A 24,283-nucleotide genomic window follows, 5' to 3' on the forward strand; every position below is an offset into this window, starting at 1 on the left:
CGGCGACGTCGTTGCGCTCGCCGCCGAACAGCGCCGAGGTCGCGCGCGCGACGGGTCCGGGGCGCTCGCTCATGAGGCGGTCTCTCCGTCCAGGAAGTCGATGTGTCGTGCGTACTCGGCCCGGCGCGCGGCGTCGCGCAGCCGGGACTGGGAGGCCTCGATCACGGCCGGGTCGCTGACGAGGTCGAGGTAGCGCCGGCTCTCCGCCGTCGCGAGCGCCTCGACCGCGGTGACGAGCGACGTGTGGGCGCGCTCGGCGAGCCGGCGGACCGCCTGGTCGCCGAAGATCGCCTCGAGCAGCTTCTGCGCGACGACGGCGGTGCCGCCGGCGACGCCGACCTCGGCGCCGGTGAGACCCGCGGAGCCGCTGACGAACACCAGCACCATCAGCGCGACGCCGATGCCGTTGACGCCGAAGGCGAGGAACTTGGCCGTGAGGCGCTTGTCGGAGCCCTCGGCGCGGACGAGCTCGAGCACCTCGGCCTGCCAGTCGCGGACGAGCCGCTCGGCCTTGACCCGGACGTCGCGCGACGCGCGGTCGAGGCCGCGCTCGGAGGCGATCAGCGCCCGGCCGGCGCCGACCGAGGACCAGGAGCGGTACACCGCCTCCGCGGCAGCCTCGAGCTGCTCCACCAGCAGGGTCTGCAGCCCGGACTCCACCGCCTCGCTGACCTCCGCGGAGCGGGTGCGCTTGCCGGTGACCTGGTCGACGAGCCGGTCGCGGATGCGGCTCACGCGCTCCTCGACCGAGCGCAGCAGCTCGCCGTTGCCGACGAACTCCTGCCAGCGGGTCAGCACCTCGCCGCGCATGACCGTGCCGTCGGCGGTGGCCCGACGCAGCAGGTCGACCGCCTCGGCGTAGGTGCGGGTGGCGTCGTCGTGCAGCTGACGTGCGGCAGCGAGCTGCTCGTCGAGCCCGTCGGCGACGACGTGCGAGCGCAGCACGTTGTGGCGCACGGCGCCGTCGAGCGTGCCGAAGACGACGGCGGATCGACCCTCGGGGTCGGCCGCGAGGTCGCGCAGCCAGCCGCGGATCGGCTCGACGGCCTCGCGCGGCAGCAGACCGTCCTCGCCGACCGGCGACTCCGGCACCGTGAAGAGCGGGGAGTCCGACAGCCCGCGCGACGTCATCATGCGCGCGAGGTGGCCTCGCACCTCCACGACCGCGTCGGCGTGCGTACGGTCGAGGACCACGGCCACCGACGTGCTGCGCTCCGCGGCGCGTCCGAGGTAGTCCCACGGCACCTGGTCGGCGTAGCGCGCGGCCGAGGTGACGAAGAGCCAGAGGTCGGCGGCCGCGAGCAGCTGCGTCGCCAGCTCGCGGTTGGCTGCGTCGATCGAGTCGATGTCGGGCGCGTCGAGGATCGCCAGGCCGCGCGGGACACCCGTGGAGGGCGCCAGGCGCAGGGCGTAGACGTCGTTCGTGACCGCCTTGGTGCGGGGCAGCTCGGGCAGGATGCGGTCGGGCTGGAACCACTCCGCGTCGTCGGGGTGGTGCACCAGCACCGGCGAGCGCGTGGTCGGGCGCAGCACGCCGGACTGGGTGACCTGCTCCCCCACGAGCGAGTTGACCAGCGTCGACTTGCCCGCGCCGGTGGACCCGCCCACGACCGTGAGCAGCGGAGCCTCGAGCTGCACGAGCCGCGGGATGACGTAGTCGGACAGCTGGTCGACCATCTCGGCGCGGGTGGAGCGCACGTCGTCGACACCCGGGACCTCGAGCGCGAGGGGGGCCGCCGTGACGTCGGTGAGGAGCTTGCTCAGCGCTCCCAGCAGCTCGGCCGAGGCGTGTTCGCTGGGCACCGGTGCTCCTCCCGTCTCGACGTGTCGTTGCGGCTGTTCCGCGGGGTCAAGGGACACGGTAGTGGACTCTGCGTGACCACGGTGCGTCCGCGTCGCGTCACCGTCGGTGCGCGACGGGCAAGGGCGGCGGGAAGCGGAGCGCGGGTCGCAGCTCGTACATCGCGTCGAGCAGCGCGTAGGTGCGTTCGACGCCGTACGGCTTCGTCTGGCCGCGCATGATCGCGTCGTGCAGGAAGGCCATCTCCGTGGCGAGGCGCTGGTAACGGCGCACGATCCGTCCGGCCACCCGGCCGTGGTGACGGCGGGCGTGCCGGCGGGCCTGCTTGCGGTAGCCGAAGCGCGAGAGGTACGGGATCTCCGCGGGATGGATCCAGCCGCGCTCGGCGACGTAGGACAACGAGTGCTCGAGGGTCCGGACCTGGCGCGAGCGCGCCACGATGGCCACGACGGCGAGCGTGACGAACAGGACGAACAGCGCGAAGTAGGTGAGCGCGAAGCCCACGCCCCCGAAGTACGACGCGGACCCGTTCCAGAGCCCGTGCAGGACCATGCTGATCGCGAGGCCGAGCGTGCCCACCAGCACCTTCAGGACCTTCGAGCGGATGCCGACGGCCAGCCCCAGCGCGATGCCGAACGCCGACAGGAAGAGCGGGTGCGCGAACGGGCTGGCGATCCCGCGGACGACGAACGTCCCGGCCGCGCCCTCGGCGCCGGCGATCGGCACGTCGGGCCCGCCGGCGTAGCTGAGGGCGTAGTAGCCGATGTTCTCGACGAACGCGAAGCCCAGCCCCACGAGGCCGGCCACGATCAGGCCGTCCAGGAAGCCGTCGATGATGCGACGCCAGCGCAGGAACGTCAGCAGCAGGAACAGCCCCTTGGCAGGCTCCTCGCTCGCAGGGGCGACGAACGTCGCCAGCTCCTTCTGCGTCAGGTCGGTCGTCTCCCCCAGCAGCACCTGCACGGCGAGCGCGATGCCGACCGCGCCGACACCACCCCACACGAACGCGGCCACCTTGTAGCGACGTGGCTCCGGCTCGTAGCGGTCGAGCCACCAGTACACGAACCACAGCACCGGCAGCGGCACCAGTGCGTAGATGATCGCCAGGCGCGCGCCCTCGAGCGCCTCCGCGCCGGCAGCGACCACCACGATCTCGACCAGGCCCAGCGCCACGCCGATCCCGGTGAGCACGATCAGCACGGTGCGTCCCCGCTGCCGCGGACGCTCGACGTAGCGGGGCATCCGTCGGGGGATCGTCCCGCGGCCCGCCACCTCCGGCGCGGCCTCCTGCGCGTGTGGCTGGCTCACCCCCCGGAGCCTAGGGGAACGCGGTGCCCCGCGCCCCACGGCACGCGACGACCGCCCCCACATGTGGGACGTCATCGCCCTTCTCGGCACCGCGGACGGGCCATGAGGTTCCGATCCGGGGCCGGTCGGGTGCGACTAGGGTGGGGGCGGGCCCCCGTAGCTCAGATGGATAGAGCAGAAGCCTTCTAATCTTCGGGTCGCAGGTTCGACTCCTGCCGGGGGCACTCAGATCGAAGAGCAGAACCCCTTCTCATCCCCGGGTCGCAGGTTCGACTCCTGCCGGGGGCACTCAGATCGAAGAGCAGAACCCCTTCTCATCCCCGGGTCGCAGGTTCGACTCCTGCCGGGGGCACTCACATCCGAGATTCCTTCCGGGGCCCTCAGATCGAGGAGCAGAACCCCTCCTCAGGTCGGGGCGTCGAGGGCGGCGAGCTCGTCAGGGGCGAGGTCCACGTCGGCGACACGCAGGGCCGACTCGAGCTGCTCCACCGAGCTGACGCCGAGGATCGGCCGCACCTCGGGCCGCGACGCCATCAACCAGGCCAGCACGACCACCGACCGCGGCACGCCGTGCGCCTGCGCGACGTCGTCCAGCACCGCCAGACGTCGCTCCGTGCCCGGGTGGCGGTAAGCCTGCGGGAACGGGCGGTCAGGACGGTCGTAGGAGCCCTGCACGAGCGGGGAGTAGGCCCACAGCTCGAGGTCGGGGTGCTCGCTGACGTAGTCGACGGTCTCGTCGGTGACGAAGCCGAACCGGTGGTCCTTGCCCTCCACCGCCGCGCCGGGCCGCGGGTGCACGTACGACGTCGTGAGCTGCAGGGCCGTCCACGCCTCGAGCCCGCGCGCCTCGGCGAGCGCCCGGCCACGCTCGACCCGCCAGGTCGGGTGGTTGGAGACGCCCAGCCGTCGCACCGCGCCGTCGGCGACGAGAGAACCGAACGCCTCCACCGTCTCCTCCAGCGGCGTCCCCCGGTCCTCCCCGTGCGCCCAGTACAGGTCGATCACGTCGACGCCGAGGCGACGCAGGCTCGCCTCGCAGCCGGCTCGCACGACCTCGGCCGAGAGGCCCTCGACGGGATGGCCGTCCGCGCGGGGCTCGTCGAGGGGCTCGACGCCGACCTTCGTGGCCAGCTCGACCCGCTCGCGACGCGACGGCTCCGCCGCCAGCCAGCGGCCGATGAGGCGCTCGCTCGCTCCCCCGTGCCCGCTCGGGTCGACCCAGAAGGCGTAGCAGTTGGCGGTGTCGAGGGTCCGTCCGCCGGCGGCGAGGAACCGGTCGAGCAGCGCCCGCGACGTCGCCTCGTCCGTCCGGGTGCCGAGGTACATGGTGCCGAGCACGAGCCGTGAGACGTCCATGCGACGAACCTATCCGCGGGTCGTAGAGTCCGACCATGGCGACGACCTGGCCGCGTCCGGACGCGGTGGCGCTCGTGGCCGCCGGCGGCGCGGTCGGCACGCTGGCCCGCTACGGCGTGGCAGTGTTCGTCGACCCGGTCGACGGGCTGCCCGTCGGCATCCTCGGCGTCAACCTCCTCGGCGCGTTCCTGCTCGGCGTCCTGACCGCCACCGTCGCGTCGTCGCGTGCCCGCCTGCTGCTCGGCACCGGTCTCATGGGCGGCTTCACGACCTACAGCGCCTTCGCCCTCGACACCCAGGGCCTGCTCGCCGACGCACGACCCGCCGACGCCCTCGTCTACCTCCTCGCGACCGTCGCGGGTGGCTTCGCCGCCTCGGTCGGCGGGCTCGCCGTCGGCCGCGCCCTGCGGACCCGGGGTGCGCGATGAACGGTGTGCTGCTGGCGGGTGCGGTGGCGGTCGCGGGCGGGGGAGGCTCGGTGCTGCGACTGCTCGTCGACACCTGGGTGGGCCAGCGCTCCTCCGGGCGGTTCCCGTGGGGCATCGTCGCCGTGAACGTCACCGGGTCGTTCCTCATCGGGCTGGCCGTCGGACTGCTCGACGACGGCGTCGCCCGGACGGTCGTGGCCACCGGGTTCCTCGGCGGCTACACGACGTTCAGCACCGCGAGCCTCGACTCCGCCCGCCTCGCGCTCCGCGGCCGGGGCGGCAGGGCCGTCGCCCACGCGGTGGGCACCGCCGTCGTGTGCGTCGCGGCGGCGTGGCTGGGCCTGCTGCTGACGTGACACGGCCCCCGCACCGAGGGTGCGGGGGCCGTGTGCGGGGAGGAGCCGGGGTCAGGCCTTGGCCTCCTCGACCGCCTTCTGGATCGTGGCGGGGCTGAAGTCGTCGAGCTTCTTGCCGTCCACGAAGACCGTCGGCGTGCCGCTGATCTCGCGGTCGCTGTCCTGCGCGACCTCCTTGGCCTTGACGACCCACGGGACGAACTTCTCGGACTTCACGCACGAGTCGATGCCCGCGCCGGTGATGCCGAGGCTCTTGAGGTCCTCGACGAGCTTCGCGTTCTCGGGTCCGGCCGTGCCCTCCTGCGGCTGGTTGGCGTACAGGAAGTCGTGGACCTTGACGTAGTCGTCGACGCCGCCGGCGTCGAGGGCGCAGAGCGCCGCGTTGGTGGCGCGCTTGGAGTAGTCGTTGGTGCTGCCGCCGTTCTCGTCGAGGAAGGAGAACGGCTTGTAGGTGAGCGCGATCTCGCCCGACGCCACCTGCTGCTTCAGCATGGGGCCGGCGACCTGCTCGAACTGCTGGCACACGGGGCACTGGAAGTCCTCGTACACCTCGACGCTGACCGGCTTCGCGTCGCCGGACGCGGCGTCACCGTCGGAGGACCCGCCGTCGGCGGCCTCGGCGTCGGCCTGGTCGTACAGGATGCCGTAGTCCTTCGTGTTCTTCGGCGCGACGAGGTCGGTGCTCTTGGCGTTCTTGTCGGCCGTCGACTTCACGGCGTAGCCGCCGACGCCGACGAGGGCGATGACGACGGCGACGATCGCGATCGTGATGACGTTGCGCTGGCGCTTGTCGGCCTTCTCGCGCTCCTTGCGCATCTGCTCGGCTCGCTGCTTGCGGTCGTTGCTCACGTGGTCTGGCTCCTGTGCGGCGTCTGGGACATGACGGGAGGCGTGCGCCCGTCGTTCGAGGGGCACAACGAAGACCGCGCCCCGTCGGTTCCCTGGAAGGCTACCCGGGCTGGGCGGCTGGGGCTGTCACGGTGGCCTAGGGTCGGTCGCGTGAACGACAGACTGGTGTGGATCGACTGCGAGATGACCGGGCTCTCCCTCGAGACCGACGCGTTGGTGGAGGTGGCGGCGCTCGTCACCGACTACGAGCTCAACGTGCTGGGCCAGGGCGTCGACCTCGTGATCAAGCCTCCGGCGCAGGCGCTGGAGCAGATGAACGAGGTGGTGACGCGCATGCACACCGCCTCAGGGCTCATCACCGAGCTCGAGGCCGGCACGACGCTGCGCGAGGCCGAGGAGCAGGTGCTCGCCTACGTCCGCGAGCACGTGAAGGAGCCGCGCAAGGCGCCGCTCGCGGGCAACACGGTCGGCACCGACCGGACGTTCCTCGCGCGCGACATGAAGGAGCTGGAGGGCTTCCTGCACTACCGCGTCATCGACGTGTCGTCGATCAAGGAGCTCGCCCGCCAGTGGTTCCCCCGTGCCTACTTCGCGGCTCCCGCGAAGGCCGGGCACCACCGCGCGCTGGCCGACATCGCCGAGAGCATCGACGAGCTGCGCTACTACCGCCGCGCCGTGTTCGTGGGCGATCCCGGCCCTGAGACGGAGGCGGCCCGTGCGATCGCCGCCGAGGTCGCGGCCAGCTCGACGCTCGGCCGGCTGGAGGTCTCCACGGAGTCGTGACGGGGCACCGGCGGGGCTGCGTGCGACGTGGGCTATGATCGTCCGCGTCGTGACGGCCTGCCGCCACGCATGGTGGGCGTAGCTCAGTTGGTAGAGCACCGGCTTGTGGTGCCGGTGGCCGCGGGTTCAAGTCCCGTCGTCCACCCCATGTGACCGAGGCGCGAGCCGCCCGAGGTGTCCACCTCGGCGCGGGTCGCGCCTCGTCCGCGTCAGGGGCGGCGCGACGGCCGCTCCCCGGCCCTCCCGCACCCCCTCTCAGCGATCGACCCGACCCGCCTGGCACGGGGTGCGTCCTCCTCGTCCGGACGTGTAGGGTGGGTGTCAGTTGTAGGCGTTAGTTGTGCCAGAAAGATCGAGCGCGCCGGGTCCCCCCGGTCGCTCCAGCTTCTCCCGGTTGATGCGCGTCGCGACACCCGTCGCATGCGACACGCGCATGCGCACCACCGAAGGAGAGACACATGGCTACCGGAACTGTGAAGTGGTTCAACGCTGACAAGGGCTTCGGCTTCATCGCCCCCGACCAGGGCGGCGAGGACGTCTTCGCCCACTTCAGCGCCATCCAGGCGAGCGGCTACCGCTCGCTCGAGGAGAACCAGAAGGTCGAGTTCGACGTCGAGCAGGGCCAGAAGGGCCTGCAGGCGGCCAACATCCGCCCGATCTGATCTCAGCTCGTCACCCTGACGAGTCACACGACGCCCCCACCGCATGCGGTGGGGGCGTCGTCGCGTTCGGGGGCGGTTCTCGCTCGACCTGCGGCTGCGTCGGTGTGGCTTGTCGCTCGGGTGGGGCTGCGTCGGCGCGGCTTCGACTCGTCCTGCGATCCGCAACGGCCTCGACCGGGCGGCTGGGACCGGCGGCGGCTCGGGTTCTCGGGCTGTGGCTCGCATAGGAGGCAAGAATCTGCGTTTGCGCCTGCCATCGGTGGATCTGCAACCGCAGGAGCGCTTGTGCGGTTGCAGATCCACCGCCGAGCGGGCCAGACGTGGCAACGATGCTTCCTTCTCGTGGACCGTTCCACGCGAAGGAAGAAGCGCTGCCCACCCCACCCCAAAGTGCACCCACGATTCTTCATTCGCGCGCCTGAGGTCGAACACTTCTGCGTTGGTGACGGGATCCCGTGGCAAACGCAGAAGCCTCGGAGTCTCACGCACGACCGCCGATCCTTGCGCCCCCAGCAGGAGCCGCAGCCCGAGATCCCAGACCAGCGCGGCCGCCAGCCGCCCGGTCGAGGCCCTTGCGGAGACCACACCCGACGAAAGCCGAGGCAGCGCACCAGCGCCACGAGACCCCCGCAGGCAGCGCACCAGCAGGTCGGACGAGGAGCTGAGCCCGCAGCCCCTACGACCCGTCGAGCTCGAGCTCGACCTCGACGTCACCGGACTGCGTCCTGACCCGCACGACGCGGGCGTCCTGCGCGTCGGTGGCGGGGATGGTGTCGTCGACCTCGCCGGACTCGCTGCGCGCGTCGACGGCGTAGGGCGTGCGGGCCTGCGGGAGGCCCAGGTCGACGTCGCCGCTGCCGGTGGCGACCTTGACGGCGAAGGGTGCGCGGTCGAACGTCGCCTCGACGTCGCCCGACCCGGTGCGGACGGTGAGGTCCTGCGTACGCAGGCCCTCGGCCTCCACGTCGCCCGAGCCGGTCCGCACGGCCACCGCGCCCTGGAGGCCCGAGAGGTCGACGTCGCCGGCCCCGGTGAGGAGAACGACGGCCGTACCCTCGGGGACGGTGATGGTCACGTCGACACCGCAGCCGGGGCTCAGGAGCGGACGGCACGCGGCCTCGAGCCGGGTCGCACCGCCCACGCGCTCGACCTCGAAGTGGGTGTCGAACAGCCCGCTCCTGACGCGGGCGACGTAGCGAGGGACCGTGACGTCGCCCTGGACGATCCGCACGTCGCTCGGCCCGGCCTGCAGTCTCAGGAGCCCGGAGCCCTCCAGGTCGAGCTCGCCGGTCTCCGTGCGGGTGTCGCCGAAGAGGTGCGACGCGAGGGCGAACCCGCCGAGGACGAGGACGGCGAGCACGGCCGTGATGAGCACGGGACGCAGCGTCCGCACGAGCGGCGAGGGTCCCGGGTCGTCATCCAGGTCGTCGAGGGCGCCCGGCGGCGGGTCGTGCATCACGGCGTGTCGGCGGTGGCGACCGGCACGACGTCGGGAGCTCCCATGCGGGCGGCGTCGGCGGTCTCGTCGTCGGGCATGGTCTGCGACTCGCGCTCGGCGGCGACCCGCTTGAGGTAGTGCTCGACCTCGACGTCGCGCTGCTCGCCCGTCCACCCCAGCGCGTCGCCCATGAGGTCGGCGACCTCGCGGGCCACCTCGGTGCCGCGGTCGAAGGTCTCGATGGAGATCCGGGTGCGGCGGGCGATGACGTCGTCGAGGTGACGCGCGCCCTCGTGGGTCGTGCCGTAGACGACCTCGGCGCGCAGGTAGTCGTCGGCGCCACCGAGCGGCTCGCCGAGCGAGGGATCGGTCGTGACGAGGTCGAGCACCTCGACGACGAGGGACCCGTAGCGTCGCAGCAGGTGCTCGATGCGGGCGACGGAGAGTCCGCTGTCGGCGGCCAGGCGGTGCCGCTGGTTCCAGAGCGCCTCGAAGCCGTCGGCACCGAGCAGCGGCACGTCCTCGGTGCACGACGCCGGGACGACGCGGTCGAGCTGGCGGGTCATGCTGTGGACGGCCGCGTCGACGGCGTCCTTGGCCATCACGCGGTAGGTCGTGTACTTGCCGCCGGCGATGACCACGAGGCCCTTGACGCTGGTGGAGACGGCGTGCTCGCGCGAGAGCTTGCTGGTGGCCTCGTCCTCGCCCGCCAGGAGCGGTCGCAGCCCGGCGTAGACGCCCTCGACGTCGGCGTGGGTCAGCGGCTCGACGAGCACCCGGTTGACGTGCTCGAGCAGGTAGTCGATGTCGTCACGGCTGGCCGCCGGGTGGTCCTTCGAGAGGTCCCAGTCGGTGTCGGTGGTGCCGATGATCCAGTGCCGTCCCCACGGGATGACGAACAAGACGGACTTCTCCGTGCGCAGGATGAGCCCTCCCTCGCCCCGGATGCGGTCGCGCGGCACGACGAGGTGGATGCCCTTGGAGGCGCGCACGTGGAACTGGCCGCGCTCGGCGGCCATCCCCTGCGTCTCGTCGGTCCAGACGCCGGTGGCGTTCAGCACCACGGACGCCCGGACGTCGAGCTCGCGACCGGACTCGAGGTCCTTGAGGCGGGCACCGACCACGCGGCCGCCCTCGCGGAGCAGGTCCACGACGCGGGTCCGGCTGGCGACGTGCGCGCCGTAGGCGGCGGACGTGCGGGCGAGGAACATCGTGTGACGGGCGTCGTCGACCTGGGCGTCGTAGTAGCGCAGCGCGCCGACGAGCGCGTCCTTGCGCAGACCGGGGAAGATCTTGCGGGCCCCGCGGCGGGTGTGGTGGCGGTGCAGCGGGACGCCCTTGCCGTAGCCGGACGCCTTGCTCATCGCGTCGTAGAGCGCGACGCCGGACCCGGCGTAGAAGCGCTCCCAGCCGCGGTGCTGCAGCGGGTAGAGGAACGCCACCTCCTGCACGAGGTGGGGGGCGAGCTTCTGCAGGTTCAGTCCCCGCTCCTTCAACGCCTCGGCGACGAGCCGGAAGTCGAGCATCTCCAGGTAGCGCAGGCCACCGTGCATCAGCTTGCTGGACCGGCTCGACGTGCCCGACGCGAAGTCGCGGGCCTCGACCAGACCGACCGAGAGACCACGCGTGGCGGCGTCCAGGGCGGCGCCGGCGCCGACGACACCTCCCCCGATCACCAGGACGTCGAGCGGGGCGGCCTCCATCGCGTCGAGGGCGGCCTGGCGGGCGTGGGGCGAGAGAGGGACGGGGCGCATGCCTCCAGTCAAACAGAGACCCCTCCACGCTGCGCCCTGGGAGGCGCTGCGCCAGTGCGCGCGGCCTAACTCGGGGCCCCCTCCCTCGTTGTGCAGCCGTGGAGGCGATACGACGGCACCCCTTCGTGGCGGTGGGGATCCTGGCAGGGCTCGCGCTGCTGGCCGCCCTGCTCGTGCCGATGGGCGGGTCCGGCGCGAGCGGTCGCGACGCTGCAGCCGCCGACGACCAGGGCGTCGAGCGTCCTGGGCTGAGCCGTGCCACGCCGTCGCCGTCGATGTCGGCCGCGGCCTCCGACCCCGAGGAGGAACCCGCGGGGCTCGCTCCCCGCTCGGTGACCGGGTTGCAGGAGCCTGCCGGGCTCCCCGGCAGTGGCGGCACCTTCAGCGTCCGCGCCCGGCGCATCACCCTGAGTGCGACGTCGAGCGAGCCGATCGGCGTCGTCGGCTACCTCGTGCCGACCAGCCGCGACCGACCCAGCGGCACGGCCACCGGCGTCGGGACGTCGTGGTCGATGAGCACGCTCGTGTACGGCCGGCCCGACTACGCGCAGATGTTCATGCAGGCCGGCCCGAGCGGCGCGACGATCACGTGCACGATCACGGTCGACGGCAGGGTCACGGAGCGGCGCTCGTCGGCCGGGCCGTACGGGCAGCTGTTCTGCCAGGGTTGACACCGACCCTGCGCGGGCACGGCTCCCGTTCTGCCAGAGTGGCGCCATGACGAGCAGGTGGTTCACGCAGCCCGAGGGGTCGGGCTGGTACGCGGTGCCCTCGAGCGAGGTCAGGGAGTCGCGGGAGGAGACGGCCGACGTCGTGGTGCTCGGCGGAGGCCACAACGCGCTCGTCGCCGCCACCTACCTGGCCCGGGCGGGCCTCGACGTCGTGCTGCTCGAGCGGCTCGACCACGTCGGCGGCGCGGCCGTCAGCGCCCGGACGTTCCCCGAGCACGACGCGCGGCTCTCGCGCTACTCCTACCTCGTCAGCCTCATGCCCGAGGCCCTCGTGAAGGAGCTCGGGCTGGACCTGGAGCTGCGCTCGCGCGCCACCGCCTCCTACACGCCCTACGAGCGTGACGGCGAGCCACGCGGGCTGCTCGTCGAGACCGACGAGGGCGACGCCACGCGGGCGTCCTTCCGCGCCCTCACCGGCGACGACGACGCCTTCGAGGCCTGGCAGGCGTTCTACGGCGAGGTCGGCGGACTGGCCGCTGCCGTCGCGCCCACGCTGCTGCGGCCGCTCCCCCTGGCCGGCGACCTCGGGCCCGCCACCGGCCAGCCCGTCTGGACGGACGTGGTCGAGCGACCGCTGGGCGAGACGCTGGAGCGTCGCTTCGCCGACGACGTCGTGCGCGGCGTGGTCGGCACCGACGGGCTCATCGGCACCTTCGCGTCGCTGCACGACCCGTCCCTGGTGCAGAACCGCTGCTTCCTGTACCACCTCGTGGGCAACGGGACGGGCGAGTGGCGGGTGCCGGTCGGCGGGATGGGTGCGGTGACCGGCGAGCTGGAGCGCGTGGCGCGGGAGGCCGGGGTCCGCATCCTCACGGGGGTCACGGTGACCCGCGTCAAGCAGCTCGAGGAGCGCGAGGCGTGCGACTGCGGCGACCCTGGCGAGGAGGCCGGTGTCGTCGTCGACGCCGTCGACGACGACGGGCACCTGCACGTCAGCGCCGCGTACGCGCTCAGCGGCATCGCGCCGCACGCCCTCGACGCGCTGCTGTGGCCCGGCGACCAGGCCGGCGTGCCCCGGCCGTCCGGCTCCCAGCTCAAGATCAACCTGCTCGTCTCGCGCCTGCCCCGGCTGCGCTCCGGCGACGACCCGACGGTCGCGTTCGCCGGCACGTTCCACGTCGACGAGGCCATGAGCCAGGTCGAGGCCCTGCACGCCGCGGCCGAGCGTGGGGAGCAGCCGTTTGCGTCGGGCGAGCTGTACTGCCACACGCTCACCGACCGGTCGATCCTCGGACCCGAGCTGGCGGCGACCGACGCCCAGACCCTCACCTGGTTCGGCCTGCACACCCCCTACGAGAACCTGCTCGACGAGGGGGCCGCCGAGCGCGAGTACCGGCGGTTCCTCACCGCGATCGACGCGCACCTAGCCGAGCCCCTGGAGCCGCTCGTGATCGGCGTGGAGGTCAAGACGCCCGCCGACGTCGAGCAGGCCCTCGCCATGCCCGGCGGACACATCTTCCACGGCGACCTCGCGTGGCCCTGGCTCGAGGACGACGAGCCCGCCGAGACCCCCGCGCAGCGGTGGGGCGTCGCGACCGCCCACGACCGGATCCTGCTGTGCGGCAGCGGCGCCCGACGCGGCGGCGCCGTGAGCGGCATCGCCGGCCACAACGCCGCCCACGCCCTCCTCGAGCTGCTCGGCCACTGACCCCGATTTCGGCTCCCGGACCCCTGCTGGTAATGTTCTCTGAGCGCGAGCACCCCTAGCTCAATTGGCAGAGCAGCTGACTCTTAATCAGCGGGTTCACGGTTCGAGTCCGTGGGGGTGTACCAGACAGAAGGCCTCGACCACCACGGTCGGGGCCTTCTCCACGTCCGGACAGCCCCCAAGACTCCCTCGACACACCAGCCGACTCCTCATCAGCGGGTTCACGGTTCGAGTCCGTGGGGGTGTACCAGACAGAAGGCCTCGACCACCACGGTCGGGGCCTTCTCCACGTCCAGCAGGACCGAACGCCCCCAGCCCCAAGACCCCCTCGACAGACCACCTGACTCTTCATCAGCGGGTTCACGGTTCGAGTCCGTGGGGGTGTACCAGACAGAAGGCCTCGACCACCACGGTCGGGGCCTTCTCCACGTCCTGCGGGACCGGCCGCGAGCCAGGGGAACCGACGCGGCGCGCGGCACGTTGTCGACGCAGGAGGTCCCACCATGAAGTGTCCCACCGACGGTTCCACCCTGACCATGAGCGAGCGCGCCGGCGTCGAGATCGACTACTGCCCCGAGTGCCGGGGCGTCTGGCTCGACCGCGGCGAGCTCGACAAGATCCTCGACCGCGCCACGGCCGACGCCCCCGCAGCCCCCGCGCCGCGCGACGAGCGTCGCCCCGACCGCGACCGCGACGACCGGTACCGCCCCGACGACCGGTACCGCGACGACCGCTACCGCAAGCCGAAGAAGAAGGAGCACTGGCTCATGGAGATCCTCGGCTGACCGTCCACGGAGCGGACACTCCGGAACACCACGCGGAGCGTCACGGTTGACGACCCCATGAAGATCCTGCTCACCGGGGGAACCGGGTTCGTGGGTGCAGCCGTGCTGCGCCGCCTCGTCGACGACGGCCACGCCGTCACCGCCGTCGTCCGGAGCGAGAGCTCCGGGGAGACCGTCGCCGCCGCGGGCGCCACGCCGCTCCAGGGCGACCTGTTCGACAGCGCCTGGCTGGCGGCCCAGCTGCGCGAGCACGACGCCGGCGTGCACACCGCCGCCCCCGGCGACGCGACGTCCGCGACCATGGACGACGCCGTCGTCGACGCCGCGGTCGAGGCGTTCGGCGGCACCGACAAGCCGTTCGTGCACACCGGAGGGGTCTGGACCTACGGCTCCGGCGCCGACCTCGACGAGGAGACGCCCTACGACGCGCCCGCCATCACCGCCTGGCGCCGGGCGCGCGAGGACCGGCTGCTCGACTCCTCGGTCCGGGCCACCGTCGTGCAGCCCGGCATCGTGCACGCTCCGGGCCAGGGCATCCCCCAGCAGCTCGTGGCTGCGCCCCGCACCGGTGAGGGCGCGCTCGAGCTGATCGGCTCGGGCGAGCAGCACTGGACCACGATCCACGTCGACGACCTGGCCGACCTGTACGCGCTGGTCGTCGCGAGCGGCTCCGGCCACGGACGCCTGCTCGGCGTCAGCGGTCACTCCCCCAGCGTCCGCGACCTCGGACTCGCGCTCGCCGACGCCGTCGCGGGCACCTCGGTCGAGACCGTGCACGAGCGGCTCGGCGAGGCCTTCGGCGACGCGCTGCTGCTCGACCAGCAGGCGAGCGGCGCCAAGGCGCGCTCGCTGGGCTGGCAGCCGACGCGGCCGACGCTCGTCGAGGAGCTGCGGGCCACCCGCGCCTGAGCGCCGTGGCAGCCATGTGGGTCGGGTGGCTCGAGGCCGAGCTGCTCCTCGGCGACGTGCACACACTGAAGCAGAAGCGCGCGGTCGTGCGACCCGTCGTGGCCGAGCTGAAACGGGCGCTCGACGTGTCCGTGGCCGAGGTCGGGCACACCGACCTCTACCGACGCACGGTCGTGGGCGTGGCCCTGACGTCGGGCGACCACGCCCACGCCGACGCGCTGCTCGACCGTGCCGAACGGCTCCTCGCCTCACGGCCCGACGTCGACCTGCTGTCGGTGCGGCGTCGGCTCGTGCGCAGCGACGACCTCGACTGAGACGTCACCCGACGACGACACGCGCCGTCACGGCCACCGCCCCGACCACGGTCGTCACGCCGGCCGCCAGCCACGCGCCGCCGAACCGCTCCAGGCTCTCCTGCAGCGTGTGCGGAGGTCGCGGCTCGTCGGCGGGTGCGGCGGGGACGGGACGGTGGTCGGGTGCGGTGGTCATGCTCAGAGCCTGCGCCCGGGACGCGTCAAGGATCCAGGAGGCGCCGCGTCAGGATCGCGTCAGGACAGGTCGGACAGCAGCCGGTAGCCCAGGCCAGGGTCGGTGATCAGCATGCGCGGGTGCGCGGGGTCGTCCTCGAGCTTGCGACGCAGCTGCGCGAGGTAGACCCGCAGGTAGTGCGTCTCCCGCTCGTAGGTCGGCCCCCACACCTCCGTCAGGAGAGTCGTCTGGCGCACGAGGCGTCCCTCCGCCCGCGCCAGGACCTCGACGATCTTCCACTCCGTCGGCGTGAGGTGCACCGGCTCGCCGGCCCGGGTGGCCCGGCGGTCCTCGACGTCGAGCACCAGGTCGCCCACCGTCACGACGGGAGCCCGCGAGGGCGCGGCCCGGCGCAGCGCCGCCCGGACGCGCGCCAGGAGCTCCTCCATGCCGAACGGCTTCGTCACGTAGTCGTCGGCCCCGAGGTCGAGTGCCTCCACCTTGTCGTCGGACTCGTGACGCGCCGACAGGACGACCACGGGCACCTGCGAGGTCTCGCGGATCCTGCGCAGCACCTGCGTGCCGTCGAGGTCGGGCAGGCCCAGGTCGAGCAGGACGACGTCCGGCACCCGCTCGGTGAGCGACTGCAGCGCGGACCGGCCGTCCGCCACCGTCTCGACCTCGTAGCCCCGCGCGCGCATCGCGATGCCCAAGGTCCGCAGGATCGCCGCGTCGTCGTCGACCGCCAGCACCACCGTCATGCGTCCTCGCCTTCCGTCGTCAGCGTCGTGGAGCCCTCCCTGGGCAGCTCGACCACGAGCGTGAGCCCGCCGCCGGGGGTGTCCTCGGCGGTGAGACGTCCGCCCATCGCCTCCGTGAGGCCGCGGGCGACGGCGAGACCCAGCCCGACACCGGCGCCGCGCGGGACGTCGCCGAGACGCTGGAACGGCTCAAACATCTGCGCCCGGCGGTGCTCCGGCACGCCAGGTCCTCCGTCGACCACGCGCACCACGACGTGCTCGCGCGTGGCGGTCGCGTCGACCCGCACCGTCGAGCCCGCAGCGTGCTTGTGGGCGTTCTCGACGACGTTGGCGAGCACCCGCTCGAGCAGCGCGGTGTCGGCGCGCGCCTCCGGGAGGTCGTCGGGCACCTCGAGCACCGTGGGCGTCCCTGCGGCGGCCCGCTGGGCCACCGACAGCACGTCGACGGCCTCGGAGCGGGCCACGACGGCCCCGGTCTGCAGCCGGCTCATGTCGAGCAGGTCGACCACGAGCGCGTCGAGCCGGTCGGCGCCGTCCTCGATGGTCTCGAGCAGGTCGGCACGGTCCTGGTCGGACCAGTCGACGCCCGGGTCGCGCAGGCTGCTCACCGCCGCCTTGACCGCCGCCAGCGGCGTGCGCAGGTCGTGGGACACGGCGGCGAGGAGGGCGGTGCGCGTGCGCGCGGTCTCGGCCAGCACCCGTCGCTCGGCCTTGAGCGCCACGGCCGCGCGACGCTCCACCAGCACCGTCGCGTGGGCGACGACGGCGGCCAGCAACGACTCCTCCACGGCGTCGCCCGCCGACCCCCACAGCACGAGCACGTGCTCGTCGCCCACCGGCACCGTCCGCTCCGGACCGGACGTCACGCCGTGCTCCCCCAGCACGCGGCCGTCGGTCGTGCACAGCTGGGCGCCGTCGACGCCGAACAGCTCGACGGTGGTGCGCAGGAGGCGGCGCAGGTCGTTCCCCGCGTGCACGAGCTGGTGCGCGAGCACGCTCAGGCTGTCGGCCTCCGCCCGGGCCCTGCCGGCGAGACCGGCGAGCCGGGCCGCCCGGTCGACGACGAGCGCGACCGACATGCCGACCACGACGAAGAGGACGACCGCCACCGCGTTCTCGCCCGTGGCGATGCGCAGCGTCTGCACGGGCGGGGTGAAGAAGTAGTTCAGCACGCCGCCGCTGACGAACGCCGCCACGACGGCCGGCCGCAGACCACCCACGAGGGCGGTGCCGATGACCAGGACCATGAACAGCATGGCCTCGGTGGGCAGCCCGTGGAGGTCACGCGTGGCGAGCAGCAGGCCTGCCAGCACGAACGGGCCGAGCAGCGCCACGGCGAAGCCTGCCCACGTCCGGCGTCGGCCGAGCGCCGACTCCTCGCGCACCCGGGCCTGGCGCCGACGGGCCTCGTCGTGCGTGACGATGTGCACGTCGATGTCGCCGGACTCGGACACGATCGTCTCGCCGATGCCCGGGCGCAGCAGCGTCGACAGCCGCCCGCGCCGGCTGGCCCCGATGAGCACCTGGGTCGCGTTGCGGGCCCGCGCGAAGTCGAGGATGGCGCCTGCGGCGTCGTCGCCGACCACCGTGTGGAAGCCGCCGCCCAGCTCCTGCGCCGTCGTGCGCAGCTCCTCGAGCCGGTCCGGGCCGGTCTGGCGCAGGCCGTCGCCGCGGGACACGTAGAGCGCCGTCCAGGGCGCCCCGCCGTCGCCCGACGGAGCCGACCCGCGCGACGCGATCCGCGCCGCTCGGCGCATCAGCGGCTCCGACTCCGGACCACCCGTGACGCCCACGACGATCCGCTCGCGCGTCGCCCACGTGGCCTCGATCTCGTGGCGCGCCCGGTAGCGCTCGAGGCCCTCGTCGACCCGCTCGGCGAGCCAGAGCAGGGCCAGCTCGCGCAGCGCGGCGAGGTTGCCCTCGCGGAAGAACTGCGACAGCGCGGCGTCGACGCGCTCGGCCGGGTAGACGTTCCCGTGGGCCAGGCGGCGGCGCAGCGCCGACGGGCTCATGTCGACCAGCTCGATGGCCTCCGCCGAGCGCACGAACGCATCAGGCACGGTCTCGCGCTGGCGGACGCCGGTGATCGCCTCGGTGACGTCGTTGAGCGACTCGAGGTGCTGCACGTTCACGGTCGTGACGACGTCGATGCCCGCTGCGAGCAGCTGGTCGACGTCCTGCCAACGCTTCACGTGCCCCGACCCTGGCGCGTTGGTGTGCGCGAGCTCGTCGACGAGGCACACCTGAGGCGCCCGGGCCAGCACCGCGTCGACGTCGAGCTCGGTCAGGGTCGTCGCACCGTGGACGACGGTGCGCCGGGGCACCACCTCGAGCCCGCCGATCCGCTCCTGCGTCAACGCCCTGCCGTGCGTCTCGACGATCCCGACGACGACGTCGGTGCCGCGCGCCGCCCGCCGACACCCCTCGTCGAGCATCCTGTAGGTCTTGCCGACGCCGGGTGCGGCGCCGAGGTAGACCCGCAGGCACCCGCGCCCGTGCTCGGGCGTGGCGTCGCCCCGCGTCTGGACCGTCTGCACAGCCTCAGTCTGCACCCGACAGGCTCGCGTTCAGCTCGAGGACGTTCACCGTGGGCTCGCCGAGGAAGCCGAGCTGGCGTCCGGAGGTGGCCTCGGCCACGAGGCGGCGCACGGTCTCCTCGTCGAGTCCGCGCTCCCGGGCGACCCGCGGCACCTGCAGCGCCGCGTAGGCGGGGCTGATGTCGGGGTCGAGCCCGGACCCCGACGCGGTCAGGGCGTCGGCGGGCACGGCCGACGGCGGCACGCCGTCCTCGCGCGCCACGGCGGCTCGTCGCTCGCGGATCGCCGCGAGAAGGTCGGGGTTCGAGGGCCCGAGGTTCGACGGTGCCGACGCGAGGCCGTCGTGGTCGTTGGCCGACGGGCGCGGGTGGAACCACTGCGCGCCCTCGAAGGTCTGGCCGAGGAGCCGGGAGCCGACGGCGACGCCGTCGACCCGCAGCAGGCTGCCGTCGGCCCGGTCGGGCACCGCCCGGCCCACGGCCCACACGGCGGCCGGGTAGAGGACGCCGAGCAGCACCGTGAGCACGAGCAGCACGCGGACGGCGGCGAGGGACTGGCGCAGGAGGTCGCGGATCACGACGGTCACCTGATTCCTGGGATCTGGGAGACGAGCAGGTCGATGAGCTTGATGCCGACGAACGGGACGACGACGCCGCCCGCGCCGAACACGAGCAGGTTGCGCCGCAGGACGCTCGCGGCGTCGGCGGCCCGGCTGCGCACGCCCTTGAGGGCCACCGGGATGAGCCCCACGATGACGAGCGCGTTGAAGATGACGGCCGAGAGGATCGCCGACTCCGGCGTGGCCAGCCGCATGACGTTGAGCGCATCGAGCGACGGGTACGCCGTCACGAACATGGCCGGCACGATCGCGAAGTACTTGGCGAGGTCGTTGGCGATGGAGAACGTCGTGAGTGCGCCGCGCGTGATGAGCAGCTGCTTGCCGATGCGCACCACGTCGATGAGCTTCGTCGGGTCGGAGTCGAGGTCGACCATGTTGCCGGCCTCCTTCGCCGCCGACGTGCCGGAGGCCATCGCGACGCCGACGTCGGCCGCCGCGAGCGCGGGCGCGTCGTTGGTGCCGTCGCCGGTCATGGCCACGAGGCGGCCGCCGGACTGCTCCTCGCGGATGAGCCGCATCTTGTCCTCGGGGGTCGCCTCCGCGAGCACGTCGTCGACGCCGGCCTCGGCGGCGATCGCCCGCGCCGTCAGGGCGTTGTCGCCGGTGACCATCACCGTGCGGATCCCCATGCGTCGCAGCTCGGTGAACCGCTCGACCATGCCCTCCTTGACGACGTCCTTGAGGTGGACGACGCCGAGCACGCGGGTGGCCCCGGCGCGACGCTCGGCCACGAGCAGGGGCGTGCCGCCGGACATCGAGATCTCGTACCCGGCCGCCCCGACCTCCGCGGGGAGCCCGACGCCGGTCCAGGCCTCGACGGCGCTCCCGGCACCCTTGCGCAGCTCGCGTCCGTCGGGCAGGTCGACGCCCGACATGCGGGTCTGGGCGGTGAACTCGACCGGCTCGGCGCCGGCAGGCAGCGGGGCGCCCGTGCCTCTGGCACCGGTGTCGGCGACGGCGAGGTCGACGATGGAGCGACCCTCCGGCGTCAGGTCGGCCAGTGACGCGATGCGCGCGGCCTCCGTCAGCTCCGCCAGCGTGACCCCCTCGGCGGGCACGAAGCGCGACGCCCGGCGGTTGCCGTAGGTGATCGTGCCGGTCTTGTCGAGCAGCAACGTGCTGACGTCGCCGGCCGCCTCGACCGCACGGCCCGACATCGCGAGCACGTTCACCCGCACCAGACGGTCCATGCCGGCGATGCCGATGGCCGACAGCAGCGCCCCGATCGTGGTGGGGATCAGGCACACGAGCAGCGCGACCAGCACCACCGTGGGCTGGGGCGCGCCCGCGTAGTCGGCCATCGGGGAGATGGTGACGACGGCGAGCAGGAAGATGATCGTGAGGCTCACGAGCAGGATCGACAACGCGATCTCGTTGGGCGTCTTGCGACGCTCGGCCCCCTCGACCAGGGAGATCATCCGGTCGAGGAAGGTCTCGCCGGGCGCGGCGGTGATCCGCACGACGATCTCGTCGGACAGGACCCGCGTGCCACCCGTGACGGCCGAGCGGTCCCCGCCGGCCTCGCGGACGACCGGCGCGGACTCCCCGGTGATGGCCGACTCGTCCACGGTCGCGACGCCCTCCACGACGTCGCCGTCGCCGGGGATCACCTCGCCGGCGCTGACCCGCACGAGGTCGCCCACCGTCAGCTCCGTGCCCGCCACGACCGACTCGCTGCCGTCGGCAGCCACCCGGCGGGCGGTGACGTCGGTGCGTGCCGCGCGCAGCGAGTCGGCCTGCGCCTTGCCGCGGCCCTCGGCGACGGCCTCGGCGAGGTTGCCGAACACGACCGTGAGCCAGAGCCAGACCGCGATGGCGACCGCGAAGACGCTCGGGTCGACGACCGCCGACACCGTCGTGACGAGGGAGCCGATCCACACGACGAACATGACCGGGCTGCGCCACAGATGGCGGGGATCGAGCTTGCGCAGCGCCGCGGGGAGCTGCTGGACGAGCTGCCGCGACAGCGGCGTGGCAGCGGAGGTGCGGGTCATCGCGAGGCTCCTGTCAGGGCCTCGGCCACGGGGCCGAGGGCGAGGGTCGGGAAGAAGGTGAGGGCGGAGACGAGCAGCACGACACCAACCACCAGACCGCCGAAGAGGAGGGTCGCGGTGGGCAGGGTCCCTGCCGTGGTCGGCACCCGACGCTGGCGGGCCAGCGAGCCGGCGAGCAGCACGACGAGCACGATCGGCACGAACCGGCCGAGCAGCATCGCCGCGGCGAGAGTCAGCTGGAAGAACGTCGACGTGACCGTGATGCCGCCGAACGCGCTGCCGTTGTTGTTCGCGGCCGACGTGAACGCGTAGACGACCTCGGAGAAGCCGTGGCCTCCCGGGTTGCCCATGGCGTCGACCGTCGACGGCAGCGCGATGGCGGTGCCGATCCCGACGAGCACGAGGGCGGGGACGACGAGCGTGTAGAGCGCGACGTACGTCATCTCCCGCGAGCCGATCTTCTTGCCGAGCAGCTCGGGGGTCCGCCCGACCATCAGGCCGGCCACGAAGACGGCGAGGATCGCTGCGACGAGGATGCCGTAGAGACCGGAGCCGACGCCGCCGGGCGAGACCTCGCCGAGCATCATGTGCGCCATCACGGTGCCGCCGCCGAGCGGCGACATCGAGTCGTGGGACGCGTTGACGGCCCCCGTCGACGTGCCGGTCGTCGACACGGCGAACAGCGCCGACGCCCACTCCCCGAAGCGGGTCTCCTTGCCCTCCATCGCGGCGCCGGCAGCCTGAGCGGCCTGGCCCTGGCCGCTGACCTCGGCCCACGTCGTCACGGCGAGGGCGCCGGCCCACAGCACGCCCATCGCGCCGAGCAGCACCAGGCCCTGGCGCCGCGAGCCGACCAGCGTCCCGAAGGTGCGGGTCAGGCACACGGGCACCACCAGCAGGAGGAAGACCTGCAGCAGGTTGGTCAGCGCCGTCGGGTTCTCGAACGGGTGCGCGGAGTTCGCGTTGAAGAAGCCGCCGCCGTTCGTGCCGAGCTGCTTGACCGCCTCCTGGCTGGCGACGAGCCCGCCGGGCACGACCTGCGTGCCGCCGCCGAGGGCGCGCACCGTGACGTCGGAGAGGTTCTGCACGACGCCGGCGAGCAGGAGCAGCACCGCCGCGACCAGCGCCAGCGGGAGCAGGACGCGGACGGTGCCCCGGACGAGGTCGACCCAGAAGCTGCCGAGGGTGCTCGACTCCGCCCGCGTGAAGCCGCGGACCAACGCGACCGCGACGGCGAGGCCGACGGCGGCCGAGACGACGTTCTGCACCGTCAGACCGAGCGCCTGGGCCGCGAAGCCGAGGGTCGACTCGCCGGCGTAGGACTGCCAGTTGGTGTTGGTGACGAAGGAGACCGCGGTGTTGAGGGCCATGTCCCAGGGCATCCCGGGCAGGCCGCGGTCCCACGGGAGCGCGGCCTGCCCGAGGAGGATCGCCAGGAGCAGGACGATGCCGACGACGGAGAACGCGACCAGGCTCAGCACGTACCCGCGGGCGCTCTGCTCGGCGTCGGGGTCGATGCCGCCGACCCGGTAGAGCGCACGCTCGACGCGCAGGTGCCGGGTCGAGGTGAACACGCGCGCCATGTAGTCGCCGAGCGGGACGTAGACCACGGCGAGCAGGGTCAGCAGCGCCGCGATGGTCAGCAGGCCGGAGACGGTGTCGGACATGGGCGGCTCAGAACCGGTCGGGCCGCACGAGGGCCACGACGAGGTAGACCAGCAGGGCAGCGACGCCGAGCAGCTGGAGTGCGGTGACGAGGGACATGCCCCCACCCCACACCCGTCCCCACCCCGCGAAGCTGCTCCTGACGACCCCCTGACGCGTCTTGACGCGATCTTGACGCCCAGCCGTTCTCAGCGGTTTACCACGGTCCCGTGGTAGACCTCCTCCTCCCGCGGCAAGCTTCCCGAGGGAGGACGACGTTTACCACGGGACCGTGGTAAACCGTCAGGACTCGGTGAGGCGGGCGACGGCGGCGGCGACGCGCTCGTCGGTGGCGGTGAAGGCCACGCGCACGTGCTGGGCGCCGCGCTCGCCGTAGAAGTCGCCGGGGGCGACGAGGATGCCGCGCTCCGCGAGCCAGGCGACGGTGTCGCGGCAGCCCTCCCCCCGCGTGGCCCACAGGTACAGGGAGCCCTCGGAGTGGGTGATGGTGAAGCCGGCCGACTCCAGCGCCCTGCGGAGCGCGTCGCGACGCTCGGCGTAGCGACGACGCTGCAGGACGACGTGCTCGTCGTCGGCGATCGCGGCGGCGAAGGCCTGCTGCACCGGGGTCGGCAGCATGAAGCCGAGGTGCTTGCGGACGGCCAGCAGCTCGGCGACGACCGCCGCGTCACCGGCGACGAAGCCGGCGCGGTAGCCCGCGAGGTTCGAGCGCTTCGACGTCGAGTGCACGGCGAGCAGGCCGTCGTGGCTGCCCTCGCAGACGTCGGGGTGCAGCACGGAGACCGGCTCGCGCTCCCAGCCGAAGTCGGCGTAGCACTCGTCGGAGACCAGCAGTGCGCCCCGCTCGCGGCACCAGCGGACGACCGCGCGCAGGTGCTCGGCCGACAGCACCTCGCCGTGCGGGTTCGCCGGGGAGTTCACGTACACGAGCGCCGGCACGTCGGTGAGGCCGTCCGCGACCGGGTCGCCGAGCACGACGCGGGCACCGGCGAAGCGGGCACCGACCTCGTAGGTGGGGTACGCGAGCGACGGCAGCACGACGGTGTCGGCCGGTCCGAGCGCGAGCTGCGACGGCAGGTTGGCGATGAGCTCCTTCGAGCCGACCGTCAGTAGCACCTGGTCGGTCGAGAGCCCGGTGACCCCGAGTCGACGCTCGAGCCAGTCGACGGCCGCCTGGCGCACGGCCTCGAGCGCCGCGACCGTCGGGTAGCCCGGCGCGTCCGAGGCTGCGGCGAGCGCCTCACGCGCGACCGACGGCGTGGGGTCGACCGGCGTCCCGATGGAGAGGTCGACGATGCCGTCGGGGTGCGCGTGCGCGCGTTGCTTGGCGTCGGCCAGGGTGTCCCACGGGAAGTCGGGGAAGCGGGAGGAGAGACGGGGTCGGTCCATCAGGACGCTCCTTCGCAGGTGGCCTCGGGGGTGACGCGGCGG

The 24,283-nt window shown here is 73.0% G+C and carries 23 protein-coding genes and 3 tRNA genes; 12 read left to right on the forward strand and 14 right to left on the reverse strand.

Annotated elements, in window-relative coordinates; all coding sequences use genetic code 11:
- Positions 1-69: 69 nt before the first annotated feature.
- Both NH339_RS01710 and NH339_RS01715 read right to left on the reverse strand, forming a co-directional pair.
- Positions 70-1,803: a dynamin family protein gene (locus NH339_RS01710; RefSeq protein WP_253021864.1), complete on the reverse strand. Its 1,734-nt coding sequence runs from the start codon at positions 1,801-1,803 to the stop codon at positions 70-72.
- 97 nt (positions 1,804-1,900) lie between these two features.
- Positions 1,901-3,109 carry a PrsW family intramembrane metalloprotease gene (locus NH339_RS01715; protein ID WP_253021866.1) on the reverse strand — a complete coding sequence of 403 codons (1,209 nt, stop codon included), beginning with the start codon at positions 3,107-3,109 and terminating at the stop codon, positions 1,901-1,903.
- A gap of 150 nt (positions 3,110-3,259) precedes the next feature.
- On the opposite strand from NH339_RS01715, the gene NH339_RS01720 reads away from it, so the two are divergent.
- Positions 3,260-3,333, forward strand: a tRNA-Arg gene (locus NH339_RS01720).
- Positions 3,334-3,514: 181 nt separating this feature from the next.
- Here the strand turns inward: NH339_RS01720 and NH339_RS01725 are convergent.
- On the reverse strand, positions 3,515-4,465 hold the full coding sequence (locus NH339_RS01725) for an aldo/keto reductase (RefSeq protein ID WP_253021868.1): 951 nt from the start codon (positions 4,463-4,465) through the stop codon (positions 3,515-3,517).
- Positions 4,466-4,500: 35 nt separating this feature from the next.
- On the opposite strand from NH339_RS01725, the gene NH339_RS01730 reads away from it, so the two are divergent.
- The gene (locus NH339_RS01730; RefSeq protein ID WP_253021870.1) at positions 4,501-4,893 is read left to right on the forward strand and encodes a CrcB family protein; all 393 of its coding nucleotides are present in this window, start codon (positions 4,501-4,503) and stop codon (positions 4,891-4,893) included.
- Positions 4,890-5,249: a CrcB family protein gene (locus tag NH339_RS01735; RefSeq protein ID WP_253021872.1), complete on the forward strand. Its 360-nt coding sequence runs from the start codon at positions 4,890-4,892 to the stop codon at positions 5,247-5,249. Before NH339_RS01730 ends, NH339_RS01735 begins: the two co-directional genes overlap by 4 nt.
- Before the next feature lie 51 nt (positions 5,250-5,300).
- On the opposite strand, the gene NH339_RS01740 is transcribed toward NH339_RS01735, so the two are convergent.
- Complete coding sequence (locus tag NH339_RS01740; RefSeq protein ID WP_253021874.1) at positions 5,301-6,098, reverse strand: thioredoxin domain-containing protein; 798 nt, start codon at positions 6,096-6,098, stop codon at positions 5,301-5,303.
- Positions 6,099-6,248: 150 nt separating this feature from the next.
- Here NH339_RS01740 and orn point away from each other — a divergent pair, with 150 nt between their 5' ends.
- The 3 genes from orn to NH339_RS01755 all read left to right on the forward strand — a co-directional run bounded on the left by orn (position 6,249) and on the right by NH339_RS01755 (position 7,543).
- Positions 6,249-6,881 (forward strand): oligoribonuclease, encoded by a 633-nt coding sequence (gene orn, locus NH339_RS01745; RefSeq protein ID WP_253021876.1) that lies wholly within the window; start codon positions 6,249-6,251, stop codon positions 6,879-6,881.
- Positions 6,882-6,953: 72 nt separating this feature from the next.
- Positions 6,954-7,029 (forward strand) — tRNA-His (locus NH339_RS01750).
- 310 nt (positions 7,030-7,339) lie between these two features.
- Positions 7,340-7,543 carry a cold-shock protein gene (locus tag NH339_RS01755; protein ID WP_253021878.1) on the forward strand — a complete coding sequence of 68 codons (204 nt, stop codon included), beginning with the start codon at positions 7,340-7,342 and terminating at the stop codon, positions 7,541-7,543.
- Positions 7,544-8,219: 676 nt separating this feature from the next.
- Here the strand turns inward: NH339_RS01755 and NH339_RS01760 are convergent.
- Positions 8,220-8,999, reverse strand: coding sequence for a DUF4097 family beta strand repeat-containing protein (locus NH339_RS01760; protein WP_253021880.1), 780 nt, complete (start codon positions 8,997-8,999; stop codon positions 8,220-8,222).
- Positions 8,999-10,735: a glycerol-3-phosphate dehydrogenase/oxidase gene (locus NH339_RS01765; RefSeq protein WP_253021882.1), complete on the reverse strand. Its 1,737-nt coding sequence runs from the start codon at positions 10,733-10,735 to the stop codon at positions 8,999-9,001. Before NH339_RS01765 ends, NH339_RS01760 begins: the two co-directional genes overlap by 1 nt.
- Before the next feature lie 125 nt (positions 10,736-10,860).
- On the opposite strand from NH339_RS01765, the gene NH339_RS01770 reads away from it, so the two are divergent.
- From NH339_RS01770 to NH339_RS01795, 6 genes are all read left to right on the forward strand, one after another.
- Positions 10,861-11,406, forward strand: coding sequence for a hypothetical protein (locus NH339_RS01770; protein ID WP_253021884.1), 546 nt, complete (start codon positions 10,861-10,863; stop codon positions 11,404-11,406).
- Between the two features lie 46 nt (positions 11,407-11,452).
- Positions 11,453-13,114 carry an NAD(P)/FAD-dependent oxidoreductase gene (locus NH339_RS01775; protein WP_253021886.1) on the forward strand — a complete coding sequence of 554 codons (1,662 nt, stop codon included), beginning with the start codon at positions 11,453-11,455 and terminating at the stop codon, positions 13,112-13,114.
- 49 nt (positions 13,115-13,163) lie between these two features.
- Positions 13,164-13,239 (forward strand) — tRNA-Lys (locus tag NH339_RS01780).
- Positions 13,240-13,617: 378 nt separating this feature from the next.
- Positions 13,618-13,899, forward strand: a complete 282-nt coding sequence (locus tag NH339_RS01785) for a zf-TFIIB domain-containing protein (protein WP_253021888.1) — start codon at positions 13,618-13,620, stop codon at positions 13,897-13,899.
- 57 nt (positions 13,900-13,956) lie between these two features.
- Positions 13,957-14,808: an NAD-dependent epimerase/dehydratase family protein gene (locus tag NH339_RS01790; protein WP_253021890.1), complete on the forward strand. Its 852-nt coding sequence runs from the start codon at positions 13,957-13,959 to the stop codon at positions 14,806-14,808.
- A gap of 14 nt (positions 14,809-14,822) precedes the next feature.
- The gene (locus NH339_RS01795) at positions 14,823-15,122 is read left to right on the forward strand and encodes a DUF503 domain-containing protein (protein ID WP_253021997.1); all 300 of its coding nucleotides are present in this window, start codon (positions 14,823-14,825) and stop codon (positions 15,120-15,122) included.
- Positions 15,123-15,126: 4 nt separating this feature from the next.
- Here the strand turns inward: NH339_RS01795 and NH339_RS01800 are convergent, their stop codons facing one another.
- The 8 genes from NH339_RS01800 to dapC all read right to left on the reverse strand — a co-directional run bounded on the left by NH339_RS01800 (position 15,127) and on the right by dapC (position 24,241).
- Positions 15,127-15,297 (reverse strand): hypothetical protein, encoded by a 171-nt coding sequence (locus tag NH339_RS01800; RefSeq protein ID WP_253021892.1) that lies wholly within the window; start codon positions 15,295-15,297, stop codon positions 15,127-15,129.
- Between the two features lie 59 nt (positions 15,298-15,356).
- Entirely contained in the window at positions 15,357-16,037 is a 681-nt protein-coding gene (locus NH339_RS01805; RefSeq protein WP_253021894.1) for a response regulator, read from the reverse strand.
- Complete coding sequence (locus NH339_RS01810; protein ID WP_253021896.1) at positions 16,034-18,574, reverse strand: ATP-binding protein; 2,541 nt, start codon at positions 18,572-18,574, stop codon at positions 16,034-16,036. Before NH339_RS01810 ends, NH339_RS01805 begins: the two co-directional genes overlap by 4 nt.
- 4 nt (positions 18,575-18,578) lie before the next feature.
- Complete coding sequence (kdpC, locus tag NH339_RS01815) at positions 18,579-19,160, reverse strand: potassium-transporting ATPase subunit KdpC (RefSeq protein ID WP_374208159.1); 582 nt, start codon at positions 19,158-19,160, stop codon at positions 18,579-18,581.
- The gene (kdpB, locus tag NH339_RS01820) at positions 19,157-21,187 is read right to left on the reverse strand and encodes a potassium-transporting ATPase subunit KdpB (RefSeq protein ID WP_253021898.1); all 2,031 of its coding nucleotides are present in this window, start codon (positions 21,185-21,187) and stop codon (positions 19,157-19,159) included. The genes kdpC and kdpB overlap by 4 nt, the downstream gene beginning before the upstream one ends.
- Positions 21,184-22,854 carry a potassium-transporting ATPase subunit KdpA gene (kdpA, locus tag NH339_RS01825; RefSeq protein WP_253021900.1) on the reverse strand — a complete coding sequence of 557 codons (1,671 nt, stop codon included), beginning with the start codon at positions 22,852-22,854 and terminating at the stop codon, positions 21,184-21,186. Before kdpA ends, kdpB begins: the two co-directional genes overlap by 4 nt.
- A 7-nt stretch (positions 22,855-22,861) precedes the next feature.
- A complete protein-coding gene (locus NH339_RS01830) occupies positions 22,862-22,951 on the reverse strand; it encodes a potassium-transporting ATPase subunit F (RefSeq protein ID WP_083516245.1) in 90 nt (29 codons plus the stop codon).
- 183 nt (positions 22,952-23,134) lie between these two features.
- Positions 23,135-24,241 carry a succinyldiaminopimelate transaminase gene (gene dapC / locus NH339_RS01835; RefSeq protein ID WP_253021902.1) on the reverse strand — a complete coding sequence of 369 codons (1,107 nt, stop codon included), beginning with the start codon at positions 24,239-24,241 and terminating at the stop codon, positions 23,135-23,137.
- Between the last annotated feature and the right edge of the window lie 42 nt (positions 24,242-24,283).

The sequence above is a fragment of the Aeromicrobium sp. CnD17-E genome (assembly GCF_024124745.1).
Classification (GTDB): Bacteria; Actinomycetota; Actinomycetes; order Propionibacteriales; family Nocardioidaceae; genus Aeromicrobium.

Excerpts from the sequence above, each read along its gene's own strand:
- dapC (WP_253021902.1), bottom strand. The coding sequence starts at position 24,241 with ATGGACCGACCCCGTCTCTCCTCCCGCTTCCCCGACTTCCCGTGGGAC.
- NH339_RS01785 (WP_253021888.1), top strand. The coding sequence starts at position 13,618 with ATGAAGTGTCCCACCGACGGTTCCACCCTGACCATGAGCGAGCGCGCC.
- NH339_RS01775 (WP_253021886.1), top strand. The coding sequence starts at position 11,453 with ATGACGAGCAGGTGGTTCACGCAGCCCGAGGGGTCGGGCTGGTACGCG.
- NH339_RS01765 (WP_253021882.1), bottom strand. The coding sequence starts at position 10,735 with ATGCGCCCCGTCCCTCTCTCGCCCCACGCCCGCCAGGCCGCCCTCGAC.
- NH339_RS01830 (WP_083516245.1), bottom strand. The coding sequence starts at position 22,951 with ATGTCCCTCGTCACCGCACTCCAGCTGCTCGGCGTCGCTGCCCTGCTG.
- NH339_RS01735 (WP_253021872.1), top strand. The coding sequence starts at position 4,890 with ATGAACGGTGTGCTGCTGGCGGGTGCGGTGGCGGTCGCGGGCGGGGGA.
- NH339_RS01730 (WP_253021870.1), top strand. The coding sequence starts at position 4,501 with ATGGCGACGACCTGGCCGCGTCCGGACGCGGTGGCGCTCGTGGCCGCC.
- NH339_RS01725 (WP_253021868.1), bottom strand. The coding sequence starts at position 4,465 with ATGGACGTCTCACGGCTCGTGCTCGGCACCATGTACCTCGGCACCCGG.
- NH339_RS01795 (WP_253021997.1), top strand. The coding sequence starts at position 14,823 with ATGTGGGTCGGGTGGCTCGAGGCCGAGCTGCTCCTCGGCGACGTGCAC.
- NH339_RS01790 (WP_253021890.1), top strand. The coding sequence starts at position 13,957 with ATGAAGATCCTGCTCACCGGGGGAACCGGGTTCGTGGGTGCAGCCGTG.
- NH339_RS01800 (WP_253021892.1), bottom strand. The coding sequence starts at position 15,297 with ATGACCACCGCACCCGACCACCGTCCCGTCCCCGCCGCACCCGCCGAC.
- NH339_RS01805 (WP_253021894.1), bottom strand. The coding sequence starts at position 16,037 with ATGACGGTGGTGCTGGCGGTCGACGACGACGCGGCGATCCTGCGGACC.
- NH339_RS01755 (WP_253021878.1), top strand. The coding sequence starts at position 7,340 with ATGGCTACCGGAACTGTGAAGTGGTTCAACGCTGACAAGGGCTTCGGC.
- kdpA (WP_253021900.1), bottom strand. The coding sequence starts at position 22,854 with ATGTCCGACACCGTCTCCGGCCTGCTGACCATCGCGGCGCTGCTGACC.
- NH339_RS01760 (WP_253021880.1), bottom strand. The coding sequence starts at position 8,999 with ATGCACGACCCGCCGCCGGGCGCCCTCGACGACCTGGATGACGACCCG.
- kdpB (WP_253021898.1), bottom strand. The coding sequence starts at position 21,187 with ATGACCCGCACCTCCGCTGCCACGCCGCTGTCGCGGCAGCTCGTCCAG.